General features: G+C 64.8%; 12 protein-coding genes. 4 read left to right on the top strand and 8 right to left on the bottom strand.

The annotated features are described in order from the left end of the window. Positions 1–299: 299 nt before the first annotated feature. The 8 genes from V3572_RS08845 to V3572_RS08810 all read right to left on the bottom strand — a co-directional run bounded on the left by V3572_RS08845 (position 300) and on the right by V3572_RS08810 (position 12,669). Positions 300–2,240, bottom strand: coding sequence for a SurA N-terminal domain-containing protein (locus V3572_RS08845; protein ID WP_332110625.1), 1,941 nt, complete (start codon positions 2,238–2,240; stop codon positions 300–302). Positions 2,241–2,469: 229 nt separating this feature from the next. After that, positions 2,470–4,383, bottom strand: a complete 1,914-nt coding sequence (locus tag V3572_RS08840) for an aconitate hydratase (RefSeq protein ID WP_332110624.1) — start codon at positions 4,381–4,383, stop codon at positions 2,470–2,472. A gap of 67 nt (positions 4,384–4,450) precedes the next feature. Then, positions 4,451–5,659 (bottom strand): CDP-glycerol glycerophosphotransferase family protein, encoded by a 1,209-nt coding sequence (locus V3572_RS08835; protein ID WP_332110623.1) that lies wholly within the window; start codon positions 5,657–5,659, stop codon positions 4,451–4,453. A 93-nt stretch (positions 5,660–5,752) separates the two neighbouring features. Then, positions 5,753–7,129, bottom strand: coding sequence for a 2-C-methyl-D-erythritol 4-phosphate cytidylyltransferase (ispD, locus tag V3572_RS08830; protein ID WP_332110622.1), 1,377 nt, complete (start codon positions 7,127–7,129; stop codon positions 5,753–5,755). A gap of 3 nt (positions 7,130–7,132) precedes the next feature. Further along, complete coding sequence (locus V3572_RS08825) at positions 7,133–8,896, bottom strand: 6-hydroxymethylpterin diphosphokinase MptE-like protein (RefSeq protein WP_332110621.1); 1,764 nt, start codon at positions 8,894–8,896, stop codon at positions 7,133–7,135. 389 nt (positions 8,897–9,285) lie between these two features. Then, on the bottom strand, positions 9,286–10,053 hold the full coding sequence (locus V3572_RS08820) for a hypothetical protein (RefSeq protein ID WP_332110620.1): 768 nt from the start codon (positions 10,051–10,053) through the stop codon (positions 9,286–9,288). Beyond that, positions 10,043–11,188 carry a pyridoxal phosphate-dependent aminotransferase gene (locus tag V3572_RS08815; protein WP_332110619.1) on the bottom strand — a complete coding sequence of 382 codons (1,146 nt, stop codon included), beginning with the start codon at positions 11,186–11,188 and terminating at the stop codon, positions 10,043–10,045. The genes V3572_RS08820 and V3572_RS08815 overlap by 11 nt, the downstream gene beginning before the upstream one ends. A gap of 14 nt (positions 11,189–11,202) precedes the next feature. Further along, positions 11,203–12,669, bottom strand: a complete 1,467-nt coding sequence (locus tag V3572_RS08810; protein ID WP_332110618.1) for a dynamin family protein — start codon at positions 12,667–12,669, stop codon at positions 11,203–11,205. 191 nt (positions 12,670–12,860) lie between these two features. Here V3572_RS08810 and V3572_RS08805 point away from each other — a divergent pair, with 191 nt between their 5' ends. From V3572_RS08805 to V3572_RS08790, 4 genes are all read left to right on the top strand, one after another. After that, positions 12,861–15,425, top strand: coding sequence for a PAS domain S-box protein (locus tag V3572_RS08805; protein ID WP_332110617.1), 2,565 nt, complete (start codon positions 12,861–12,863; stop codon positions 15,423–15,425). 236 nt (positions 15,426–15,661) lie between these two features. Continuing rightward, on the top strand, positions 15,662–16,225 hold the full coding sequence (locus V3572_RS08800) for a type I restriction enzyme HsdR N-terminal domain-containing protein (protein ID WP_332110616.1): 564 nt from the start codon (positions 15,662–15,664) through the stop codon (positions 16,223–16,225). A 265-nt stretch (positions 16,226–16,490) separates the two neighbouring features. Then, positions 16,491–18,746, top strand: coding sequence for a vitamin B12-dependent ribonucleotide reductase (locus V3572_RS08795; protein ID WP_332110615.1), 2,256 nt, complete (start codon positions 16,491–16,493; stop codon positions 18,744–18,746). A gap of 153 nt (positions 18,747–18,899) precedes the next feature. After that, on the top strand, positions 18,900–19,607 hold the full coding sequence (locus V3572_RS08790; protein ID WP_332110614.1) for a cell division ATP-binding protein FtsE: 708 nt from the start codon (positions 18,900–18,902) through the stop codon (positions 19,605–19,607). Positions 19,608–19,897 lie beyond the last annotated feature (290 nt).

Raw genomic sequence — 19,897 nt, 5'->3', positions numbered from 1 at the left:
CCGGGGCTGCCGCCCCGGACCCCGCCCGGGGGGAATCATTCCCCCCGGACCCCCCGGCCTCGGGCGCTCGTTTCTGGCGCGATGCGCCAGAAACGAGCGCCCGGAAATCCAGGCGGCACGGCGAGAGTGCTCCTCCCGGCCGCGCCGCCGGGCAAAGGGCGGCAAGCCTCTGCGCCCAAATCGTTGCGGCCCCCTGGCCGACGCATCCGCGTCGGCCAGGGGGCCGCATATATGGGGTGCAGGGGGCTTAGCCCCCTGCCGGGGGGCGTGGGGGGCAGCGCCCCCCACACCATTTCGCCCTACTGCGCCGCAGCGGCATCGCCGCCGGGGCGGGGCCCGAGGATATCGACGTTGACCATTTCGATCTTGGCCTGTTCCTGAATGGTGGTCAGGTAGGCGCGAAACAGTTCGCTTTGCTTGGATTGCAGAAGCGACTGCATCCATTTGTCCTTATCGGCGTTCCAGGCAGCGGGATCGGGCTCGATGCGCTTTTCGGGCCGGGCCAGGACGTAGCCGTCGGAGACGGCGAAGACCTGGGGCTGCCAATCCTTGGTTTTTTGTTCAAAGGCGACCTTGACCAGGGGCGGCGCCATGCCCAGACCGGGGATGAAGCCCTGGCGGGTAAAGGGCTGGGACAGGGTGATCTTGTCTTTGTATTCGGCCAGCACCTTGGCCAGTCCCTCGGGAGTTTTCATTTCCGTGGCGGCGGCCTCGGCCTTTTCCTTGGCCGTGGCCAGGGCCTGCTTTTCCACCAACTCGGCCACGATGCGGTCTTTGACATCGGCCAGGGGGGCCACGGAGGCCGGTTTAACCTCCACGACCTTGGCCAGGAGGAACCCGTCCTCGGTGGTCAGAGGGGCCTGGGTGGTTTCCCCCAGGGGCAGGGCAAAGAGGGTTTCCAGGGACTGGGGGGCGATCTTGAGGTTCGCGGGGGGCATGTCCTTGGAGAACAGCGGGGTCTGCCCGATGGCCAGGCCTTCCTCTTCGGCGGCCTTGGCCAGTTCGACCCCGGCCACGACCTTGTCCTGCACGGCGTCCATGACCTTGGCCAGACGGTCGGCGGCGCGCTCCTCAGCCAGGATGCCCCGGATCTCGTCCTTGACGTCGGCCAGGGGGGCGACCCCGGAGGGACGCTTCTCCCGGATCTCAAGGACATGCAGGCCCACGGTGGTGCGCAGGGGATCGCTGACCTTGCCCTTTTCCAGGCTGAAGGCGGCGTCCTCGAAGGCTTTGAATTCCTTGGGCAGGGCGCCGCGCGACAGCCAAGCGTAGTCCTCACCCATGAGATTGTCGCCCTCGGTGGGATTTTTCGGCAGAAGCGAGGCGAAATCCTCGCCCTTGCGCAGCCGTTCGGCCAGTTCGGCCATCCGTTTCTCGGCGGCCTTGACCTCGTCGGCGGAGGCGTCGGGGGGCAGCATGACCAGGAGGTGGCGGACCTCGACGGATTCGGGACGCTCGAAGGCCTTGGGGTTGGCCTTGTAGTAGGCCTCCATGTCCTGGTCGGTGATTTCGTCGGGCTTGGCCAGGGTCTGGGGGGACAGGTCCAGGTAATCGACCTTGATCTGGGCCGGGGTTTTGAACTTGTCTCCGTTGGCGTCGTAGAAGGCCTTGATGGCCTCGTCGGTCGGGGTGACGCCCTGGGAAAACGCGTCGGAGGTGAAGGGGATGTATTCGATGACGGCCTGTTCCCGGCTGAAGTCGTAGAGGGACCGGGCCTCGGTCTCGGTGACCTGGGCGGGCAGGGCGAGATAGCTGCCGAGCTTTTCCAGGGTGAGGTTCTGGCGCATGTCCGTCTCGAATTCGGCGGGATTTAAGCCATTGACCTTGAGCAGCTCCTCGTAGCGTTTGGCGTCGAACTTGCCGTCCTCGCCGGCGAAGGCCGGAACCCGGGCGATTTCCCGGCGCAGTTCGGCGTCGGAGACGGAGAGGTTGAGCTTGGCGGCCTGGGCGGCCAGCATGGTCTGGGTGAGCATCTGGCTGAAGACCTGCCAGCGGAAGCCGCCCTCGGCCAGTTCCTTGTCGGTGACGTTGGGATTCTGGTTATGCACCAGCCGCAGGCTTTCCTCGAAGGTCTTCTCGTATTCCTTGACCAGGATGGGGCGGTCGTCCACGTAGGCCACCACCGAGGCGGTGTCGCTATCGAAGTTGCCGACGCCCCAGAACACGAAGACCACGATGATGAGTCCGAAGACGATTTTGACGCCCCAGGATTGGGCGTTTTGACGCATGGAATCGAGCATGGGTTTCTCCTTGGGATTCGCGTGCGGCGGAGCGGACGTGGGGAAAGCGACGCCTCGAACCGGCCTGGCGAAAAAAAATCGCGACGCGCGCCCGCAAGCCCCCACCCGGCCCGGCTCAAGGCCGGATATCCGGGGGCGGCGCGGCGGGTGCGCTTGCCGCAGAAGCCCCGTCGCCGTGGTCGCCTGACGTGCGGCGGCCGGGGCCTTCCTTCGTGATGCAGCCGGGCCCCTACCGCTTGACGGTATTGAGCAGGCCGCCGGACAAAATAATGTCCAGTTCCTTCCGGGTCAAATCATTTGTGACCATGACCGGCGCCCCGCCCTCGACGGCGACGGCTGCGGCCTCCCCGGGACGGATGTCGGCGGTGGCGATGCGCAGGGTCGCGCCCTGCGCGATGCGATCATAGTCGGCCTTGTCCGCCAGGATCAGCGGCAGGATGCCGAAGTTGACCAGGTTGGCCCGATGGATGCGGGCCAGGGACTTGGCGATGACCGCCATAACGCCCAGGTGCCGGGGCCCCAGGGCGGCGTGTTCACGGCTCGATCCCTGCCCGTAGTTCTCCCCGGCCAGGATGACGCCCTTCCCCAGTTCCTTGATGCGCGGCACAAACCCCGCGTCCACCCGGCTGAAGACGAATTCGCTGATGGCCGGGATGTTGGAGCGAAGCGCCGTGATCTGGGCCCCGGCCGGCAGGATGTGGTCCGTGGTGATGTCGTCGCCGACCTTCAAGGCCACGGCGGCCTCGATCACCTCGGGCATGACCGCGAACCGGTCCAGGGCCTTGATGTTGGGGCCGCGCACGATCTCGACCCGGGCGCCGTCGGCCGGAGGGAAGATGAAGAGATCTTTGATGCTGGGCACGCTTTTCGGCAGCTCCACCCTGGCCGGGGCTTCGCCCCAGGTGGCCGGGTCGGTGAAGGCCCCGCACAGGGCGGCCATGGCGGCGGTCTGGGGGCTGACCAGATAGACCTTGGCGTCCTGGGTGCCGCTTCGGCCCTCGAAGTTGCGGTTAAAGGTGCGCGCGCTCACCCCCCCCGAGGTGGGGGAGCCGCCCATGCCGATGCACGGGCCGCAGGTACACTCCAGGAGCCTGGCCCCGCTGTCGATGATGTGGGCCAAAAGGCCCTCGGAGGCCAGCATGGACAACACCTGCTTGGAGCCCGGGGAGATCATGAGGTCGGTCTCGGGGCATATGCGCCTGCCCTTGAGCATGAGCGCCACGGTCTTGAGGTCGGCGTAGGAGGAGTTGGTGCAGGAGCCGATGGCCGCCTGATTGACCTTCATGCCGTCCAGGTCTTTGATGGCCGTCATGCGGTCGGGCATATGCGGCGCGGCGGCCAGGGGAACGAGCGCCGACAGGTCGATTTTGATCTCGTCGTCGTAGGCCGCGCCCGCGTCGGCCGCAAGCTCGGTGAAATCTTCCGGACGGCCCATGCGGGTCAGGAAGTCGCGGGTGACGGCGTCGCTGGGGAAAATCGAGGTGGTGGCCCCAAGCTCTGCGCCCATGTTGGTGATCACCGCCCGCTCGGGCACGGACAGGGCAGCCACGCCCGGCCCGGCGTATTCCATGACCTTGCCCACGCCCCCCTTGACGGTGAGAAGCCCCAAAAGGTGCAGGATCACGTCCTTGGCCGTGGCCCAGCCGGTAAGCGCGCCGTCGAGCCAGACGCGCACGACCTTGGGCATGGGCAGGAAATAGGCCTGCCCGGCCATGGACAGGGCCACGGACAGGCCGCCCGCGCCCATGGCCAGGGCGCCAATGCCTCCGGCCGTGGGGGTGTGGCTGTCCGAGCCGACCAGGGTCTTGCCGGGCCTGGCGAAATTCTCCAGGTGCAACTGGTGGCAGATGCCGGTTCCCGGGGGGGAATAGATGATGCCGTAGCGCCCGGCCATGGTGCGCAGATATTGATGGTCGTCGGGATTGCGAAAGCCCATTTGCAGGGTGTTGTGGTCCACGTAGCTCACGGAGAGCTCCGTGGCCACCCGGTCCATGCCTATGGCCTCGAACTGAAGGTAGGCCATGGTGCCGGTGGCGTCCTGGGTCAGGGTCTGGTCGATGCGCAGACCTATCTCGCTGCCGGGAACCATCTCGCCGCTCACCAGATGGGCGGCGATGATCTTTCGGGTGATGTTTTCGGCCATGCTCGCGGTCCTCTCTCGGGGGGGTGGTATAGGCGTTGGGATTGCTTGCCCGCGAGAAGAGGCGAAGTCAAGGGGCCAAGGACGGGGAAAGGCCGGAAGGCTCCCCGGCGACGCCTGCCAATTGCAGGATCCGCTCGGCCACGCGCCAGCAGGCGCGCCCGTCGTGGTGGGAGAAGGCCAGTTCGCGCACCTCGCGCCGCCGGGCGCGATCCGCGTCGGGATCGGTTGCGGCCTGGACCAGGGCCCGTTCCAGGTCGTCCTGGGTGAAGCACTTGGGGCCCGGGGTCATGTCGTCATAGTCGAACTGGAACTCCCGCATCCGGGAGGCGTAGTCGGCCCGGTCGAAGGGAAAAAACGCCACGGGGCGGTCGAGATGCAGATAGTCCATGTAGATCGAGGAATAATCCGTGATCAGGCAGGAGAAATGCGGCAGCAGCGGATAGACGTCGCTTGCGTTGTCGATGACCCGGATGTTTGTGAGGTCGCTGCCCAGGCGGGCGCTCGTAAAGGCGTGCATCTTGAGAAACAGGATCATGCCTTCCCGGTCGAGAAACCGCGACAAGGCCTCAAAGCGTAACGGGCCGCGCTGGAAGAAATCCCCGTCGTCATCGCGAAACGTGGGGGCGTACAGGCACAGCCGGAAGCGTCTGGCCAAGGTCCGGACCTGGGCGTAGCTCTCCAGGTCGCAGCCGATGAGGTCGTCTTTGGCGCACGGACGCACAAGCGCGTCGTTTCGCGGGTAGCCCGTCTCCCATATCTCCTTGGCGCCGAACGATGTCTTGAAAAGATGCTCCGTATAAAACGGCGACGTGGACACCACGGCGTCGTATCCGGAATACCTCTCCCGCAGATAGGCCCGCCGCTCGGGCGGCAGGTCCAGGGAGGTCTCGGCCTCGACGAATCCGATCTTCTTGAACCCGACACCGTGCCACAACTGCACGATCTTCGCGCCGATGGCGAACACCGACATGCCGTTTTCCCGGTACTGGAAGCCGTCGGCCACCACCACCGAGGCCCTGGCCAGAACCTCCAGGGCGTCCTGGGAGGGAAAGCAGACCGCCCTGAGCCCCCGACCCCGCAGGGCCCTGTGCACGGTTGCGTTCGTGGTCACGAAGACGCTTTTGCACTGCGGGACATGCCGGGCGAAGTGCAGAAACAGGTATTTGACGTTCCCGGAAAATTGGCCGTCGCCGCCGCTGACGAAGGCGATGTTCTTCGGTCGGCGCGGTCGCTCGGCGAGAAAGCGGGCGATGGTTCTGGCCTGATCTGGTTCCATGCTCGTACGACGTCCTCAAAGGCGATGTTACACCGTGATCCGTTACGCCTCGAAACGGTCATTCCCAACAAACACGGCCGTTACGTTTCGCCGCTAGGCCGCACAATGCCTGTCCGTCAGCCGCACGTCCACCACCATGCCCGAAAACGGCGACAGCAGGGTGCGCAGGGTGGCGGCGGCCACGTTTTTGGGGTCAAGCAGGGTTTCCGGGGGCTCCTGGCCGAAATTTTCCGTGCGCATGGGCGTGGCCGTGCGTTCGGGATTGATGGCGTTGATGCGCACGCCGGAAACGGCCATCTCCTCGGCGACGCCCTGCACCAGATTCACCGTGGCGGCCTTGGACGAGGAATAGACCGAATACAGGGCCCGGCCCCGGGTAAACGAGCTTGAGGTGAAAAGCGCGATGCTGCCCCGCGACGGCGCCAGGTGCGGCAGGGCCGCCCGGACCACGTTGAGGTTGCCCACAAAATTCGTGCCGATCTCAGCCCGCACGTCCTCCATGCGCCGATCCATCAACCGTCCGAAGCGCAGCACGGCGGCGGTGTTGACCACGAAATCGATGCGGCCCTCCTGGCGCATGACCTCGGCCAGGGCGCCCTCCACGGCGGCGGCGTCCGCGACATCGACGCCGGTGGTCCGGGAAAAGCCATGCACCCGGGCCTCATGCGCCCGGGCCATGTAGGCGATGGCCGCCCCGATGCCCTGGGAGGCCCCGAAAACGACCACGGATTTGCCCTTGAGCAGGGAAAGGTCGATGCGGACGTCGGCCTGGGCGGTGTTGATCTGGAAAATCTTGTCGGCCAGGAACAGATCCTCGGTGTGGGTGATCTTGATGTTCTTGTTTTCGCCGCGCACCACGTAGATGTCCCCCAGCCCGTAGCGCAGGATGAGCCCGCAGTCGTCGGTGACGGAGATGGAGCGGTCCTCGGCCGCCAGGCGGTGGGCCTTCTTGATGACCCCGGCCTGGAAGGCCTGGGGGGTCTGGCCCTGTTGCAGGCGGCTGCGCGAGGGAATCGAGGCGATGCAGGCCATGTCGTTGACCTCGATGATGGTGTCCGTGGCCGGGATGGCCACATCCACGGCCACGAAACGGTCCAGGGCGTCGATGCAGTCGTCGATGATGCGCGCCGACACGAAGGGCCGCACGGCGTCGTGCAAAAGCACCTTGGCGTCGTCCTCGGGCACGGCGAACACCCCGGCCCGGGAACTCTCCATCCGGCTCTTGCCGCCGCCGAGCACCTTGACGATTTTTTTCAGCGGACTGCGCAGCAGCAATTCTTCCATCAGCAGGCGGTACTTGGGATTGCAGACCACAAAAATGCCGTCGATGCGCGGGTGGTTCTCAAAGGCCGCCAGCGTGTGCTCGATGACGGTGCGCCCAGCCAGCTTGAGGAACTGCTTGGGGGTCGGCGACTCCATGCGCTCCCCCGCCCCTCCCGCCAAGATGATCGCGTATGTCTTCCCGGCCATGTCTTACTCCGTTGGCTCCGGTCCCGGATAATAGAGGTTGTCCCCGCCGTAGACGTCGAAATGGTACCGAAAGGCCTCCCGGGCGGCCGCCGTGACAAAGACCACCTGCAAGGACGCCAGGGTCCGGTGCAGGGCGATGTACGATATGGCGCGCGGGAACTCCGGCTGCGGCGCGTCGGCGGGACTCAGCAGGGGCCTTACGTCCCAGGAAAAACCGGGATACAGCCGCTCAAGCCCCGGGAAGGGCCGCGCGGCCTCGTCCGGCAGGCAGACAAGGGGGATCGGGCCCCCATGCCGTGCGATCATGTACGCCAGGCTGAGGTTGTGGGCCTGAACGAGGGCCCGCCGCCATTGCCGGGCGATACGCAGGGAAAACCCCAGCCGTATTTCCGGATCGGCCGGGAGGCCGAAGTCCCGCTCCTGCTCCGCGAACAGGGCAATGGGGTGCCGGGCCAGATCGCCGTATTCCTTCCGCACCCGGCAGGCCTCAAGAAACAGGAGGTTCTGGTCCAGGGCCTGGATCGTCTTCACGCAGTCCACTTTGAGCCGTATCATCTCCACGCGTTCCGGCGTGGAAAGCGCGGCGCCGATTTTCTCCGCCAGGACGCGGCGGTCCAGGGGGGGCGCGGCGGCCAGTTCCTCCGGGCGCAGGGTCGGAATGCGCGCGGCCAGGATGCCCTCGTCATTGCCGACGTAAAACCGAACCCCTGCGGCGTCTTCGATATCCCGGGCGTATCCCGCGGCCTCCCGGGCCACGGCCAGATACATCAGCGTCGTGGAAACCCGTCGCCCGGCGCGGTTTTTCAGCACCAAAAGGCCGTCTTTGACCAGGATGCATTCGGGCGGGGCCTCCCGGACGGCCTTCCCGGCGTCGGGGCTGTTGAAATACCCGCCGGTGCGGTTGTCGCCGGGAAAGCTCAGGTCCGCGCCGACCAGAAGCGCGTAGGGGGATGCCAGGCATTCGGCCAGCCCCATGCATCCCATGAGGGTGCTCAGGCCGTTTTCACGCATGCGGCAGGCGTTTTTCAGGACGGACGTATCGAAGCTGTCCATGAAGAACACGCCCTTGAACCTGTCGGCAATCCCGTGGACCGGACACAGGGACAGGGCCACGAGCGTGGTGTTTTGCAGGGGCGGCAGCTTCTCGTAGTATTTGCGCTGGATGAGGTAGGTGTCGAGCTGCACCACGAAATCCGGCGCCACCCCATGCTCCAGGCAGAACTCCAGCGTGCGCGAGACCGCCACGACCAGGTGGCTTCGGGCCAGTTCCGCCAGCCTCGGGCCGATCCCGGGTAGCGACGGCCCGGGCAAAAGCACCAGTACCGGCTGACGGATATTCTGGCCCGCCAATTTCTCCGTGAGCGGATAGCGCAGCAGATACGGCATGTTGCGAAGCTTGTTGACGATCCGGACGATCTCGGGGGCCGACTGGGGGCGAACGCCGTCGGTCGCCGGGGCCAGGGGCGAACTGTTGGGGAGGATGACGCCCTTGTAATAGCGGTACAGATATTCCATCTGCACGTCCGTCACGGCGTCCATGTCCAGGTCGCGGCAGGCGGCGTCCACCAGAAACGCCACTCCCCGGAGCAGGTCCACGGGGGTGGCCGTGACGGATGCCGCCGACTCCGGGGCGGGCCGGGGAAGGTCATGCACCATCCGGCGATCGATGTGTTCCGGGATCGGGACATGGCCGAAACGGACCAGGAACTCCCCGGCGTAGTCGGCAGGGAAGGCGCCAAGCACCTTGATGTTTTGCGTGACCGCCATGGGAACCGTCGCCATCCGGGCTTGCTGGAGAGGTTGTCCGGGAAGCGGACGCCGCGGCAAAGCTGCGGGCCCTACGCGCCGGGCGCATCTGCGCGAAATGTCGGAATGCCCCGCCTGGGCCGCAATCCGCCCCTCGGAGGTAGCGTCATTTCAGGCGGTTGTCCACAATGCGCCGGGAAACCGTCTTCTCGGCGCGGCGTTGCGGGCGATTCGCAAGCGGACGTCCAGCCGCTCCCCTCCGCCGATGTTATTGCGGGCCCTTCGCCCGGTCTCCGGCCACCCGCCCGGACCACGTCCGCCCTCAGGCGGGACATGGCCCCGGGGCCGACAGTGTCCGGTGAATACTATCACTGTACATACTGCACACTATACATGCATACTTATCAAAATCAGCCATTCTTATAATATCTTAATCTAATAAGATTCATAACTGAAACAAAAATCTGTTTAACAACATCTATAACAACATTAGAGTAGCCTATATACATGATTTTGTCAACCTTTACACATCCAATATCAAATCTAGACAATGTCGGAGCTCGCTCTATAGCTATTGCATCGATATTACCAGATCTATGTAATAAACAATTTCGAACTTCATTCGCCTCAACAAACAACGAACTTTGCGCATCATTTAAAACGAAATCTATTTCAAAAATATTTAACACTGATCTACACTTATAATATGCATTATTTTTGGGAACCCTCCTCTCAAAGTCACTATACATTTTATGAAAATCTCCCTCTTCCATATCAGCATAGCTAACTTTCCAATTTTTAAAAGAACTCTTCACCTTGTCGAAATATTCAACATCCATTTTGACAATTGAGACAAATAAATCTTCTACACATGACTCAAACGATGCCCATACACTTATCAGGCTATGCCGATAAAACGTCTCAAACCCGCCATCCCGCTGTTTTTCTATCCACTCTTTCTTTGAGTTAGCTACGGAGGTGATCTTTTTAATTATCAAAAACAAATTTCCATGCTCAGGAACTGCTTTCTCAGCTATCCTAATGATATCCGGAGAAGCTTCTAATGCATAAGCACCGCGAATGGCAAAATCAACAACCTCTATCTCGTCTTTTATAAATTGGAGACAAGAGTTAACAGGCTTGAACACAGAAGCTCCTAAATCATCATTACCGTCCATGGTAGGCCTCGATATAGCCCTTGAGCCGCCGCAGGCCCTCGGCGATGTTCTCCAGGGAATTGGCGTAGGAAAACCGCAGATGCCCCTCGCCGCCCGGGCCGAAGTCGATGCCCGGGGTCACCCCGAGGTGGGCCTTGTCCAGGATGTCGTGGGCCAGGGCCAGGGAGTCCGCGCCCAGATGCCGGGCGTTGACCAGCACGTAAAACGCCCCCGTGGGCTCCACCCGGATCGTAAACCCCAGCTCCCGCAGTCCCTTGACGAGAAACGTGCGCCGCTCGTCGTAGGTTTTGCGCATGCGCTCGATGTCCGGTCCGGCCTCGGTCAGGGCCGCGATCCCGGCCCACTGGGCCACGGACGAGGCGCAGATGAAAAAGTTCTGCTGCAACTTCTGGAGAAGGCACAGGTACTTTTCCGGCGCGATGAGATAGCCCAGCCGAAAGCCGGTCATGGCGTGCAGCTTGGAAAAGCCGTTTAGGACAAAGCAGTTGTCCGTAAATTCCAGGGCGCTGCTGGCTTTCCCCTCGTAGACCAGGCCATGGTAGATTTCGTCCGAGATAATCGCCGGGCCAAGTTCGCACAGCCGCCGCATGTTCTCCCGGCTGATAACCGTCCCGGACGGATTTCCGGGCGAATTGACCAGGATGGCCCGGGTCTTGTCATTGACGCGCCCCGCCAGGGTGTCCGGGTTGAACTGGAAGCCGTCCTCCTCGGTGACCGGGATGTAGGCCGGGTTGGCCCCGGTGAAGCGGATGAAGTTCGGATAGCAGGCATAGCCCGGGTCCGTGAGGAAGATGTCCTGGCCGGGTTTGGCGAAGGCTGCGAACAAAAGAAACAGGGCCGCCGAGGTGCCGCCCGTGACCACGATGTTTTGCGGCTTGACCGTGACCCCGTATTCCTCGGCGTAGTGGCGGCAGATGGCCTCGCGCAGTTCGATCAGGCCCAGGCTGTGGCTGTAGTGGGTCTTGCCGTCGCGGATGGCCCGGCAGGCGGCCTCCTTGACGCAGTCCGGGGTGTCGAAGTCCGGTTCGCCGATCTCCAGGTGGATGACGTGATGGCCCTGGCGCTCCAGGCCCTGGGCCTTTTCCAAAATATCCATGACCAGAAACGAGGTGATGTCCTTGCAGGCGGGATTCATGATTTTTCGTGTCTTCATAGGGTGGTTGGGGTGTCGGACGGCTCGGGGCGCGGCCCCGAGGGTTGGGCGTAGCGGTCGTTTAAGGCCTGCACCAGGGACTCGGCCCCGGCGATGGCCTCCCGGATGCGCCGCCGCGAGGCGTTGCCCCACCCGGCCGGCTCCGAGGCGAAGATGCTGCGCCACCACACGGTGTTTTTGTCCATGGCCCGCTCCAGGGCCTCGCGCAGGGCCCCGGGCGGATTCTCCCGGGCAAGGGCCCGGCGCAGGCGGCCCTCGGCCAGCCCCCGGGCCTTGGCATGGATGAACCCGGCCCCGGCCAGGACCAGGGCCGCAAAGGGCCAGGCCCGCCAGGAGGCGGAAAAGATCCAGTCCAGCCACCCGGGCAGGAAACTCCCCTCGGCGGCAGGTCCGGACGCAAACGAGGCCGCAACGCACAGGGCCGCGGCGATCCCGAAAAAAAGCGCGTCGAAGCGCAACACGCCTTTGCGCCAGCGGGCGGCAAGATCCCGGATGCGCGGCACGAAATCGTCCTCGATCTCCCGGGCCATCTTCTCCAGGGCCCCCACGATGCGGTAGGCCCGCTCCACCCGCACCTGGGCCATGCGGCCGTGGATTTCCGCCAGATCCTTGTCCCTTTTGGCGGCAAACCGTCGGGCCAGGGCCTCGTCCGCGATGGGCAGGGCCGCCTCGGGGCTGTAGACCCGGTAGAACTTCCCGGCCGTAAGTCCATGCTGGGCCAGCGACCGCTGCCAGGCCCCCACCACCTCCTCGGGATTGTCCTCCCGGGCGGTGACGTCCATGCGGTTTAAGACATAGAGGAACTTGTTTGAGTCCTTGCGGGTCACGGTTCCGGCCACCAGATGGCGCAGGGTGTCGCGCATGGCCCCGGGCTCGGGCCGGTTGGCGTCGAAAAGGACCAGGACCAGGTCCGAGAGGTCCATGATGTAGTCGGTGATGCGCAAGGTGGCGGTGCGTTGGGCGTCGGCGTCGAATCCCGGGGAGTCGATGAGGATGAGTCCCTTGGCCCGCTCGCCGGGGCAGGTCTTGAGTTGCAGATAGGCGTCGATGCGGCCGCCCTCCCCGGCCTCCACCTTTTCCAGCTCCTGGCTCATTTTGTAGAAGGGAAAGCGCAGGTCGGCGTCCAGGGCCACGCCGGGCAAGACCCGGGACGAGGGCTCGGTGGTGTGGCAGATGACCGTGAACTTGTCGTCCACGGCGTGGGTGCCGGTATGTTGCAGGGATTGGCCCAGATAGCTGTTGATGAAGGTGGACTTGCCCGCCGAAAACGGTCCCAGGACGGCGACAAGCGGCCACCAGGCGATGCGCGCGGCAAAGGAGCCGCCCTTCGGCAAAAGCCCGAGCCGCCTCCCCACGAAGTCGAGCTTGCGAAAGGAGGCCACGGCGTCCACCAACAGAGGATTTTCCCGGCGCAACTGCTCTTCGAGATTTTTCAAATCCGGGGCGTGATCATGATTTTCCATGCCGTCTCCGTCGTTTGGACAGGCCTAGCGCATCCCAGGACAAAAATCGAGCCGTGCGGAGGCGATCCCGCCCGGCGGCAGGGCCGTCCACCATGCCGCCCGGGTCGCGGTCTGCCGGTCTTTTCTTGTCTTCTCCCTTCCCCTGGGATATCGTTGCAAAGATACGAAAAACCTCGGCCCTGGACGCCCCCATGCTCAAGCCGGGCAACAAATACGTCCTGATCATCCCTGTCCTCTATTTCATGGCGGCCGGGGCCTGGATCCTTTTCTCCGACATGGCCGTCGACGTGCTTTTCCGCGATCCCCAGTCCATCTCCGACATGCAGACCTCCAAGGGCTGGTTCTTCGTGGTGACCACCAGCCTGCTTTTGTATGCGCTACTGCGCCGGATGGCGGCGGGTCAGCGGGCGCAGGTGGACAGCCTGTTCACCGCCCGGCGGGAGCTTGCGGCGGCCGGGGACAGATTGGCCTCCATCATCAACGCCGCGCCCCTGGCCATCTACCTTCTGGACCGGGAAGGCCGCGTCAGCCTTTGGAATCCGGCGGCCGAGCGGCTCTTCGGCTGGAAGGAGGCCGAGGTCATGGGACGGCCGTTGCCCACGGTGCCAGACAATCACAAGACTGAATTCCTGGCTATCCTGGCCCGGGCCTTTTCCAAGGCCCCCCCCGCCGACCTGGACGTGGTCCGTATGCGCCGGGACGGTTCCCGTCTGGAAGTCAGCCTGCACGCCGCCCCCATCGACAATGGCCACGGCGTGATCACGGGGGTTTTGTTCATGGCCTCCGACGTGACCGCCGCCCGGGAATTGACCCGGGAGCGGGACCGGTTGTTCAACTATTCCGTGGATCTTCTCTGCGTGTCCGATTACGCGGGCGTCTTGCAGCAGGTGAATCCGGCCTGGACCCGGACCCTGGGCTTCTCGCGCCGGGAACTTGTGGGCCGTCCAATGGTGGAGCTGGTCCACCCGGACGATTTGTCGGCCTTTCTGGCCATGGGGGAACGGCTGGTGGAGGGCGCCCCCGTGCGCAACTTCGAGGCCCGCTACCGCAAAAAAGACGAGGCCTACGCCTGGCTGTCGTTCGCCTCCCACCCCCTGCCCGAGCAGCAGCGCATCTTCTCCGTAGCCCGCGACATCAGCGACCGCAAGCTGGCCGAAGAGGAACTGCTCAAACGCCGCCGGTTCATGGAGACCGTCCTGACCAGCCTGCCCATCGGCGTGAGCGTGCGCCTCCTGGACACCGGGCTGGCCACCTTCCAAAACCCCCGCTATTCCGAGATCCTCGGCTGGCCCCCCGAAGCCCTGGCCACCCTGGACGGCTATTTCAGCAGCCTTTTTCCCGATCCCCGGGAGAGAACCTCCCTCCGGGAACGCATGCTTGCCGACGTGCAAAGCGGAGATCCGGGCCGCATGTCCTGGAAGGATCTGCCCATAACCACGGCCACGGGCGAACGCCGCCACGTCACCATCGCCAGCTTCCCGGTCCCGGGGCACAACGTGCTGGTGGCCACGGTCCTGGACACCACCTTCCGCACGCTGGCCGAGATGTCCATGGCCGAGGCCAGGAAGCAGGCCGAGCAGGCCAATCAGGCCAAGACCCAGTTTCTGGCCAACATGAGCCACGAACTGCGCACCCCCTTAAACGCCATCTTCGGCATGTCCCAACTGGCCCAGACGACCACCCTGCCGCCCGATCAGGCCGAATGCTGGGACATCACCTTCCAGTCGGCCAAAAAGCTCTTGTCCATCGTGGACAACCTTATCGAGCTGGCCAACATGGAGTCCGGGGCCGTGCAACTGACGGTCAAGGAATTCGACATCCGCTCCCTGGTGGACTCCCTGTGCCGCACCCACGAGATGCAGGCCCGGCTCAAAAACCTGGATTTCACCTGGCGGGTCGCCGACGATATCGGAAACATCCTGGTGGGCGACCCCTTCCGCCTGCGCCAGATATTGGTCAATCTGCTCGTCAACGCCATCCGCTTCACCATGCGCGGCGGCATCACGCTGACCGTGGAACGCTACGAAGCCCCTCCGGACGGGCCGCGCCGGGTCTTCGTGGACCAGGGATTTTCCGGAGAATGCCTGCTGTTCCGGATCGCGGACACGGGCATCGGCATCCCCGAGGACAAGCTGGCCTCGATTTTCGACAGCTTCTCCCTGGCCGAGGACTACCTGACCAAAAGATACGGCGGCACGGGCCTGGGCCTTTCCATCGCCAAGCAACTCACCGAGCTTCTGGGCGGTTCCGTCTGGGTGGAGAGCACCCCCGGCCAGGGCAGCGTCTTTTCCTTCACCGCCGCCTTCTGGCTGCCCGCCTGCCGGGTGTCCTTCCCTGGGGCCGAGCCCCTCCCTGAGGACGCCGCCGATCCCCTGCGCGTGCTGCTGGTGGAGGACGACTCCAGCAACCGCTTAAGCGCCGCGACCATGCTGCGCCACATGGGCCACGCCGTCACCGAGGCGGAAAACGGGCAGGAGGCCCTGCGCGCCCTGGCCAGCGACCCCTTCGACATGGTGCTCATGGACATCCAGATGCCGGTCATGGACGGCCTGACGGCCACCCGCCACATCCGGCACGGCGAGATTCCGGGCCCGGTCAAAAACATCCCCATCGTGGCCCTGACCGCCTATGCCATGGAATCCGACCGGGAACGGTTCCTGACCGCCGGAATGGACGACTTCCTGGCCAAACCCTTCGAGATGCAGGCCCTGGCCGACACCGTGGGCCGGGTCATGGCCCGGCGCAAGCTCAACTGAACCATGCAAAGCCCCTGGCGGGGCTTTGCGCCGCCGACGGCGGCCAGACCGCCGGGCGGAAAGGCACGAAAACCACTCGCGTACGGCGCGGCGAGGCCGCGACCTGCTCGTGCTTTCGAGGCCCCTGGCGGGCCTTGCGCTCCAGGCGACGGCCGGGCCGGATTGACACCGGGACCGGACGTGCTACCTTTTTCCGGTCGCCGCCATGCGGCATAATCCTTTTCATCGGGACGGCCATGCACGAAGAAAGCCTGAACCGGGTCATCCGGGACTACCTGACCGGCGAGGACGTGGAAGAGACCTCCTACGAGGAATTTCGCCAGGCGTTAGCCCGGCTTCTCGTGGAGGAGCGGGGGTATCCCAAGGACCGGATGTGCGCCAAGGCGGGGGTGTGCTTTCCCATGGAGGGCAAGGACTATACCCGCATGGTGGACCTGGCGGTCTCGGACGTAAGCGGCGCGCCGCTTCTTGTGGTCATCTTCTGTTCCGGCGAACCCGGCTCCTACATCCGCGAGACCCTGGCCGCGGCGCGGCTTTTCGGCGACGCGCCCGCGCCCCTGGCCCTGATCACGGACACCAAGGAGGCCCTCCTTTTACGCGTGGCCGACGGCCACATCCTGGCCCGGGGCGGCATGCGGACCATCCCCCATTTCGACGAACTGACGCGCCTGGCCGCAGCCTCGCCCGCCCCCCGGCTTTCCGATGAGGCCATAAACCGGGAGCGGCGCATCCTTTTCGCCTACAGCGAGCTTTTGTCCGGCGGCTGCTGCGCCGGGGCCTGCCGACCGACGGCGAAATAAGCCCAGGCCGCACGAGGCCGCGTTTTTGGGCCATTGGAGGGACTTCTCCATGGCCGGAGGTCCGTGAAAATCTCCATCGGCCATCTCCAGACCTTTTCGGCGGTTGCGGGTCAGCCCCGAATATCGTAGCTTCCCCTGCACCCCGGCCGCATGGCCTTCGCTTCCCGGCCAAGCTCAACCATTCGAAATGTTTGCTTTTTCTGTGGCGTCCCGGACGCCAGGATATATTTCGTCAACCGTTTTGACCCCTTGGAGACCGCGACACATGTCCGAATCGTCCCGCACCCCATCGTCCACGCCCGCCGACCTGCCCGCCGACCTGCCCACCCCGGCCATCAACCCCAACGCCACCATCGTCCTTGGCAAACGCTATCTGCGCAAAGGCCCCGACGGCCGCCCCCTGGAGGATGCGGCCGGGCTCTTCTGGCGCGTGGCCCAGGCCATCGCCAGCCAGGAGGCCAATTACGATCAGGACGCAGACGTTGCGGCCACGGCCCGGCAGTTCTACGACCTCATGACCTCCTACAAATTTTTGCCCAACTCCCCCACGCTCATGAACGCCGGAACGCCGCTTGGACAGTTGGCGGCCTGTTTCGTGCTGCCGGTGGGCGACTCCATGGAGGAGATCTTCGACGCCGTAAAGTTCGCCGCGCTCATCCACAAATCCGGCGGCGGCACGGGCTTTTCCTTCTCCAGGCTTCGGGCCAAGCACAGCCGGGTGGGCTCAACGGGCGGGGTGGCCTCGGGCCCGGTGTCGTTTATGCGCATCTTCAACACCGCCACCGAGCAGGTCAAACAGGGCGGCACCCGGCGCGGGGCCAACATGGGCATCCTTCGCGTGGACCACCCCGACATCAAGGAATTCATCACCTGCAAGGAACACGAACACGCCCTGGACAATTTCAACATCTCCGTGGGCCTCACCGAGGCCTTCATGCGGGCGGCGGACTCGGGCCAGGACTACGACCTCATCGATCCCCGCGACGGGATCGCGGCGGCCCGGCAAAGCGCCCGGGAAATCTTCGAGCTCCTGGTCCGCAAGGCCTGGGAGAGCGGCGATCCGGGCATCGTGTTCCTGGACCGCATCAACCGCGACAACCCCACCCCGGCCCTGGGCGAGATCGAGAGCACCAACCCCTGCGGCGAACAGCCCCTTCTGCCCTACGAGGCCTGCAACCTGGGCTCCATCAACCTGGCCCTGGTCTTTGCCCCCGCCGCCCCCGACGGCGTGGATTGGGAGGAACTGGCCCGGATCGTGGCCCTGTCCGTGCGTTTTTTGGACGACGTCATCGACGCCTCCGAGTATCCCCTGCCGGTCATCACCGAGATGGTCCGGAAAAACCGCAAGATCGGCCTGGGGGTCATGGGGTTCGCCGACCTGCTCTACCGGGTGCGCGTCCCCTACGACAGCCCCGAGGCCCTGGTTCTGGCCGAGCGGCTCATGAGCTTCATCCAGGCCGAGGCCCAAAAGGCTTCGGCCGCCCTGGCCGCCCTGCGCGGTCCCTTCCCGGCCTTCGACGTCTCCGTCTTCCCGGCCAAGGGACAGGGGCCCGTCCGCAACGCCACCACCACCACCATCGCCCCCACCGGCACCCTGTCCATCATCGCCGGATGCTCCTCGGGCGTGGAGCCCCTTTTCGCCCTGAGCTTCGCCCGCCACGTCATGGACGGCGAAAAGCTCGTGGAGACCAACCCCTATTTCCGCGACGCCCTGGATGCGGCCGGACTGGCCCGGCCGGACATCATCGCCGAGGTAGCCCGCAAGGGCTCCGTGGCCCACCTGGAGGAGATCCCCGAGGCGCTGCGCCGGGTCTTCGTCACGGCCATGGACATCGAACCCGTGTGGCACCTGCGCATGCAGGCCGCCTTCCAGAAATATACGGACAACGCCGTGTCCAAGACTGTGAACCTGCCCAACACCGCCACCAAGGAGGAGATCGCAGGCATCTACCGCATGGCCTTCGAACTCGGCTGCAAGGGGGTCACGGTCTACCGCGACGGCTGCAAGACGGCCCAGGTGCTGTGCACCGGCGAGGCCGGACAGGAAGAGGCCCCCAAGGCCGCCACCCGGGTCAAGACCCGGCCCGACGTGGTCTACGGCTTCACCCAGAAGGTCAAGACCGGCCTTGGCGAGCTCTATCTCACGGTGAACGAGGTCGACGGCAGGCCTTTCGAGGTCTTCGCCACCATCGGCAAGTCCGGCCGCTCGGTCACGGCCAAGGCCGAGGCCATCGGGCGGCTGGTCTCCCTGGCCCTGCGCTCGGGCGTGGACGTGGAGGACATCGTGGGCCAGTTAAAGGGCATCGGCGGCGAAAACCCGGTGTTCCAGAAAAAGGGGCTTCTCCTGTCCATCCCCGACGCCGTGTCCTGGGTGCTGGAGAGCCGCTACATGGCGGGCCAGACGGTCAAAGGCGACAACGCCTCCCTGACCGCCCCCCGCTGCCCGGACTGCGGGGCGGAGCTGGTGTTCGAGGAAGGCTGCCACATCTGCAAGTCCTGCGGCTTCACCAAATGCGGTTGAGGCCATGCCCCGCATACGCCGTGGCGCCCTTTGCGACGACAACCACGGCCGGACCTGTCGCCCCGCCCTGCGGCGGAGGCCAGCCCCGGCGCCCTGTGCGGGCGGCAAGCGGCCAGTGACCCAAAAGATCTTCTGAAGGCGGCGTGAGACACGATGGTACGGGTGCGCAATCTCTCCTTTCGGTTCGGGGCGCGGTGGGTCTTGCGCAACGTGTCGTTTTCCGTGGGCCGGGGGGGATTCGTCTTTCTGACCGGTCCCTCGGGGGCGGGCAAGACCACGCTTTTGCGCATCCTGCACGGCGCCCTGCCCTTGCAGTCCGGCCAGGCCAGCGTGGCCGGACACGAACTGGCGCGCATGAAAAAAAGCCGCCTGCCGGCCCTGCGCCGGGACGTGGGCGTGGTCTTCCAGGACTTCAAGATCCTGCCCCGGCGCACCGTGCGCGACAACGTCATTCTGCCCCTTGAGGTGCGCGGCATGCCCCGGGCCAAGGCCGCGCGGCGCATCAAGGCCGTGCTGCATGCCTTAAAACTCGACGGACTGGCCGACTGCCCCTGCGCCGAACTGGCCGGGGGCGAGCAGCAGCGGGTGGCCATCGCCCGGGCCGTGGTCACCGGTCCCCGGGTGATCCTGGCCGACGAACCCACAGGCAACCTGGACTGGGAGCTGTCGCTGCGGCTTTTGGACGTCTTTCGCCAGTTCCACCAGCACGGCACGAGCATCATCATGGCCACCCACAACCGGGACATCCTGGCCGCCGTGCCTGAGGCGGGCATCCTGCGCCTGTCCGGGGGCGAGGCGGACCAGGGCGGCTTTGACGTGGCCGAGGCCGCTGGCCTCACCGGCCCGGACGGGGCCTCGTGATGCGTTCGGTAATTTTCGTTATGGGTTAGCAAGCAGCAACACCTTGAAGCTATGATTTTTATGAACAGAAACACATACATGTTTTTTTGTGAACGCCACACCAGGGGACCGTGGGCATGTTTTTTCGCCTGATCTTTCGCGGCATCCGCGACCTGTTCCGCCATCCCTGGCCCCAGGCCCTGACCCTGGCCGCCGTGACCCTGACCGCCTTTTTGGGCGGACTCTTCGCCATGTTCCTGCACAACCTGGAGACCGAACTGACGCGCCACCAGGGCAAGGCCCAATACCAG

Source organism: Desulfolutivibrio sp., assembly GCF_036584575.1.
In the GTDB taxonomy this organism is placed as follows: domain Bacteria; phylum Desulfobacterota; class Desulfovibrionia; order Desulfovibrionales; family Desulfovibrionaceae; genus Desulfolutivibrio.
The sequence above is the reverse complement of the archived record's forward strand: the minus strand, read 5'-3'. Positions and strand labels throughout refer to the sequence as shown.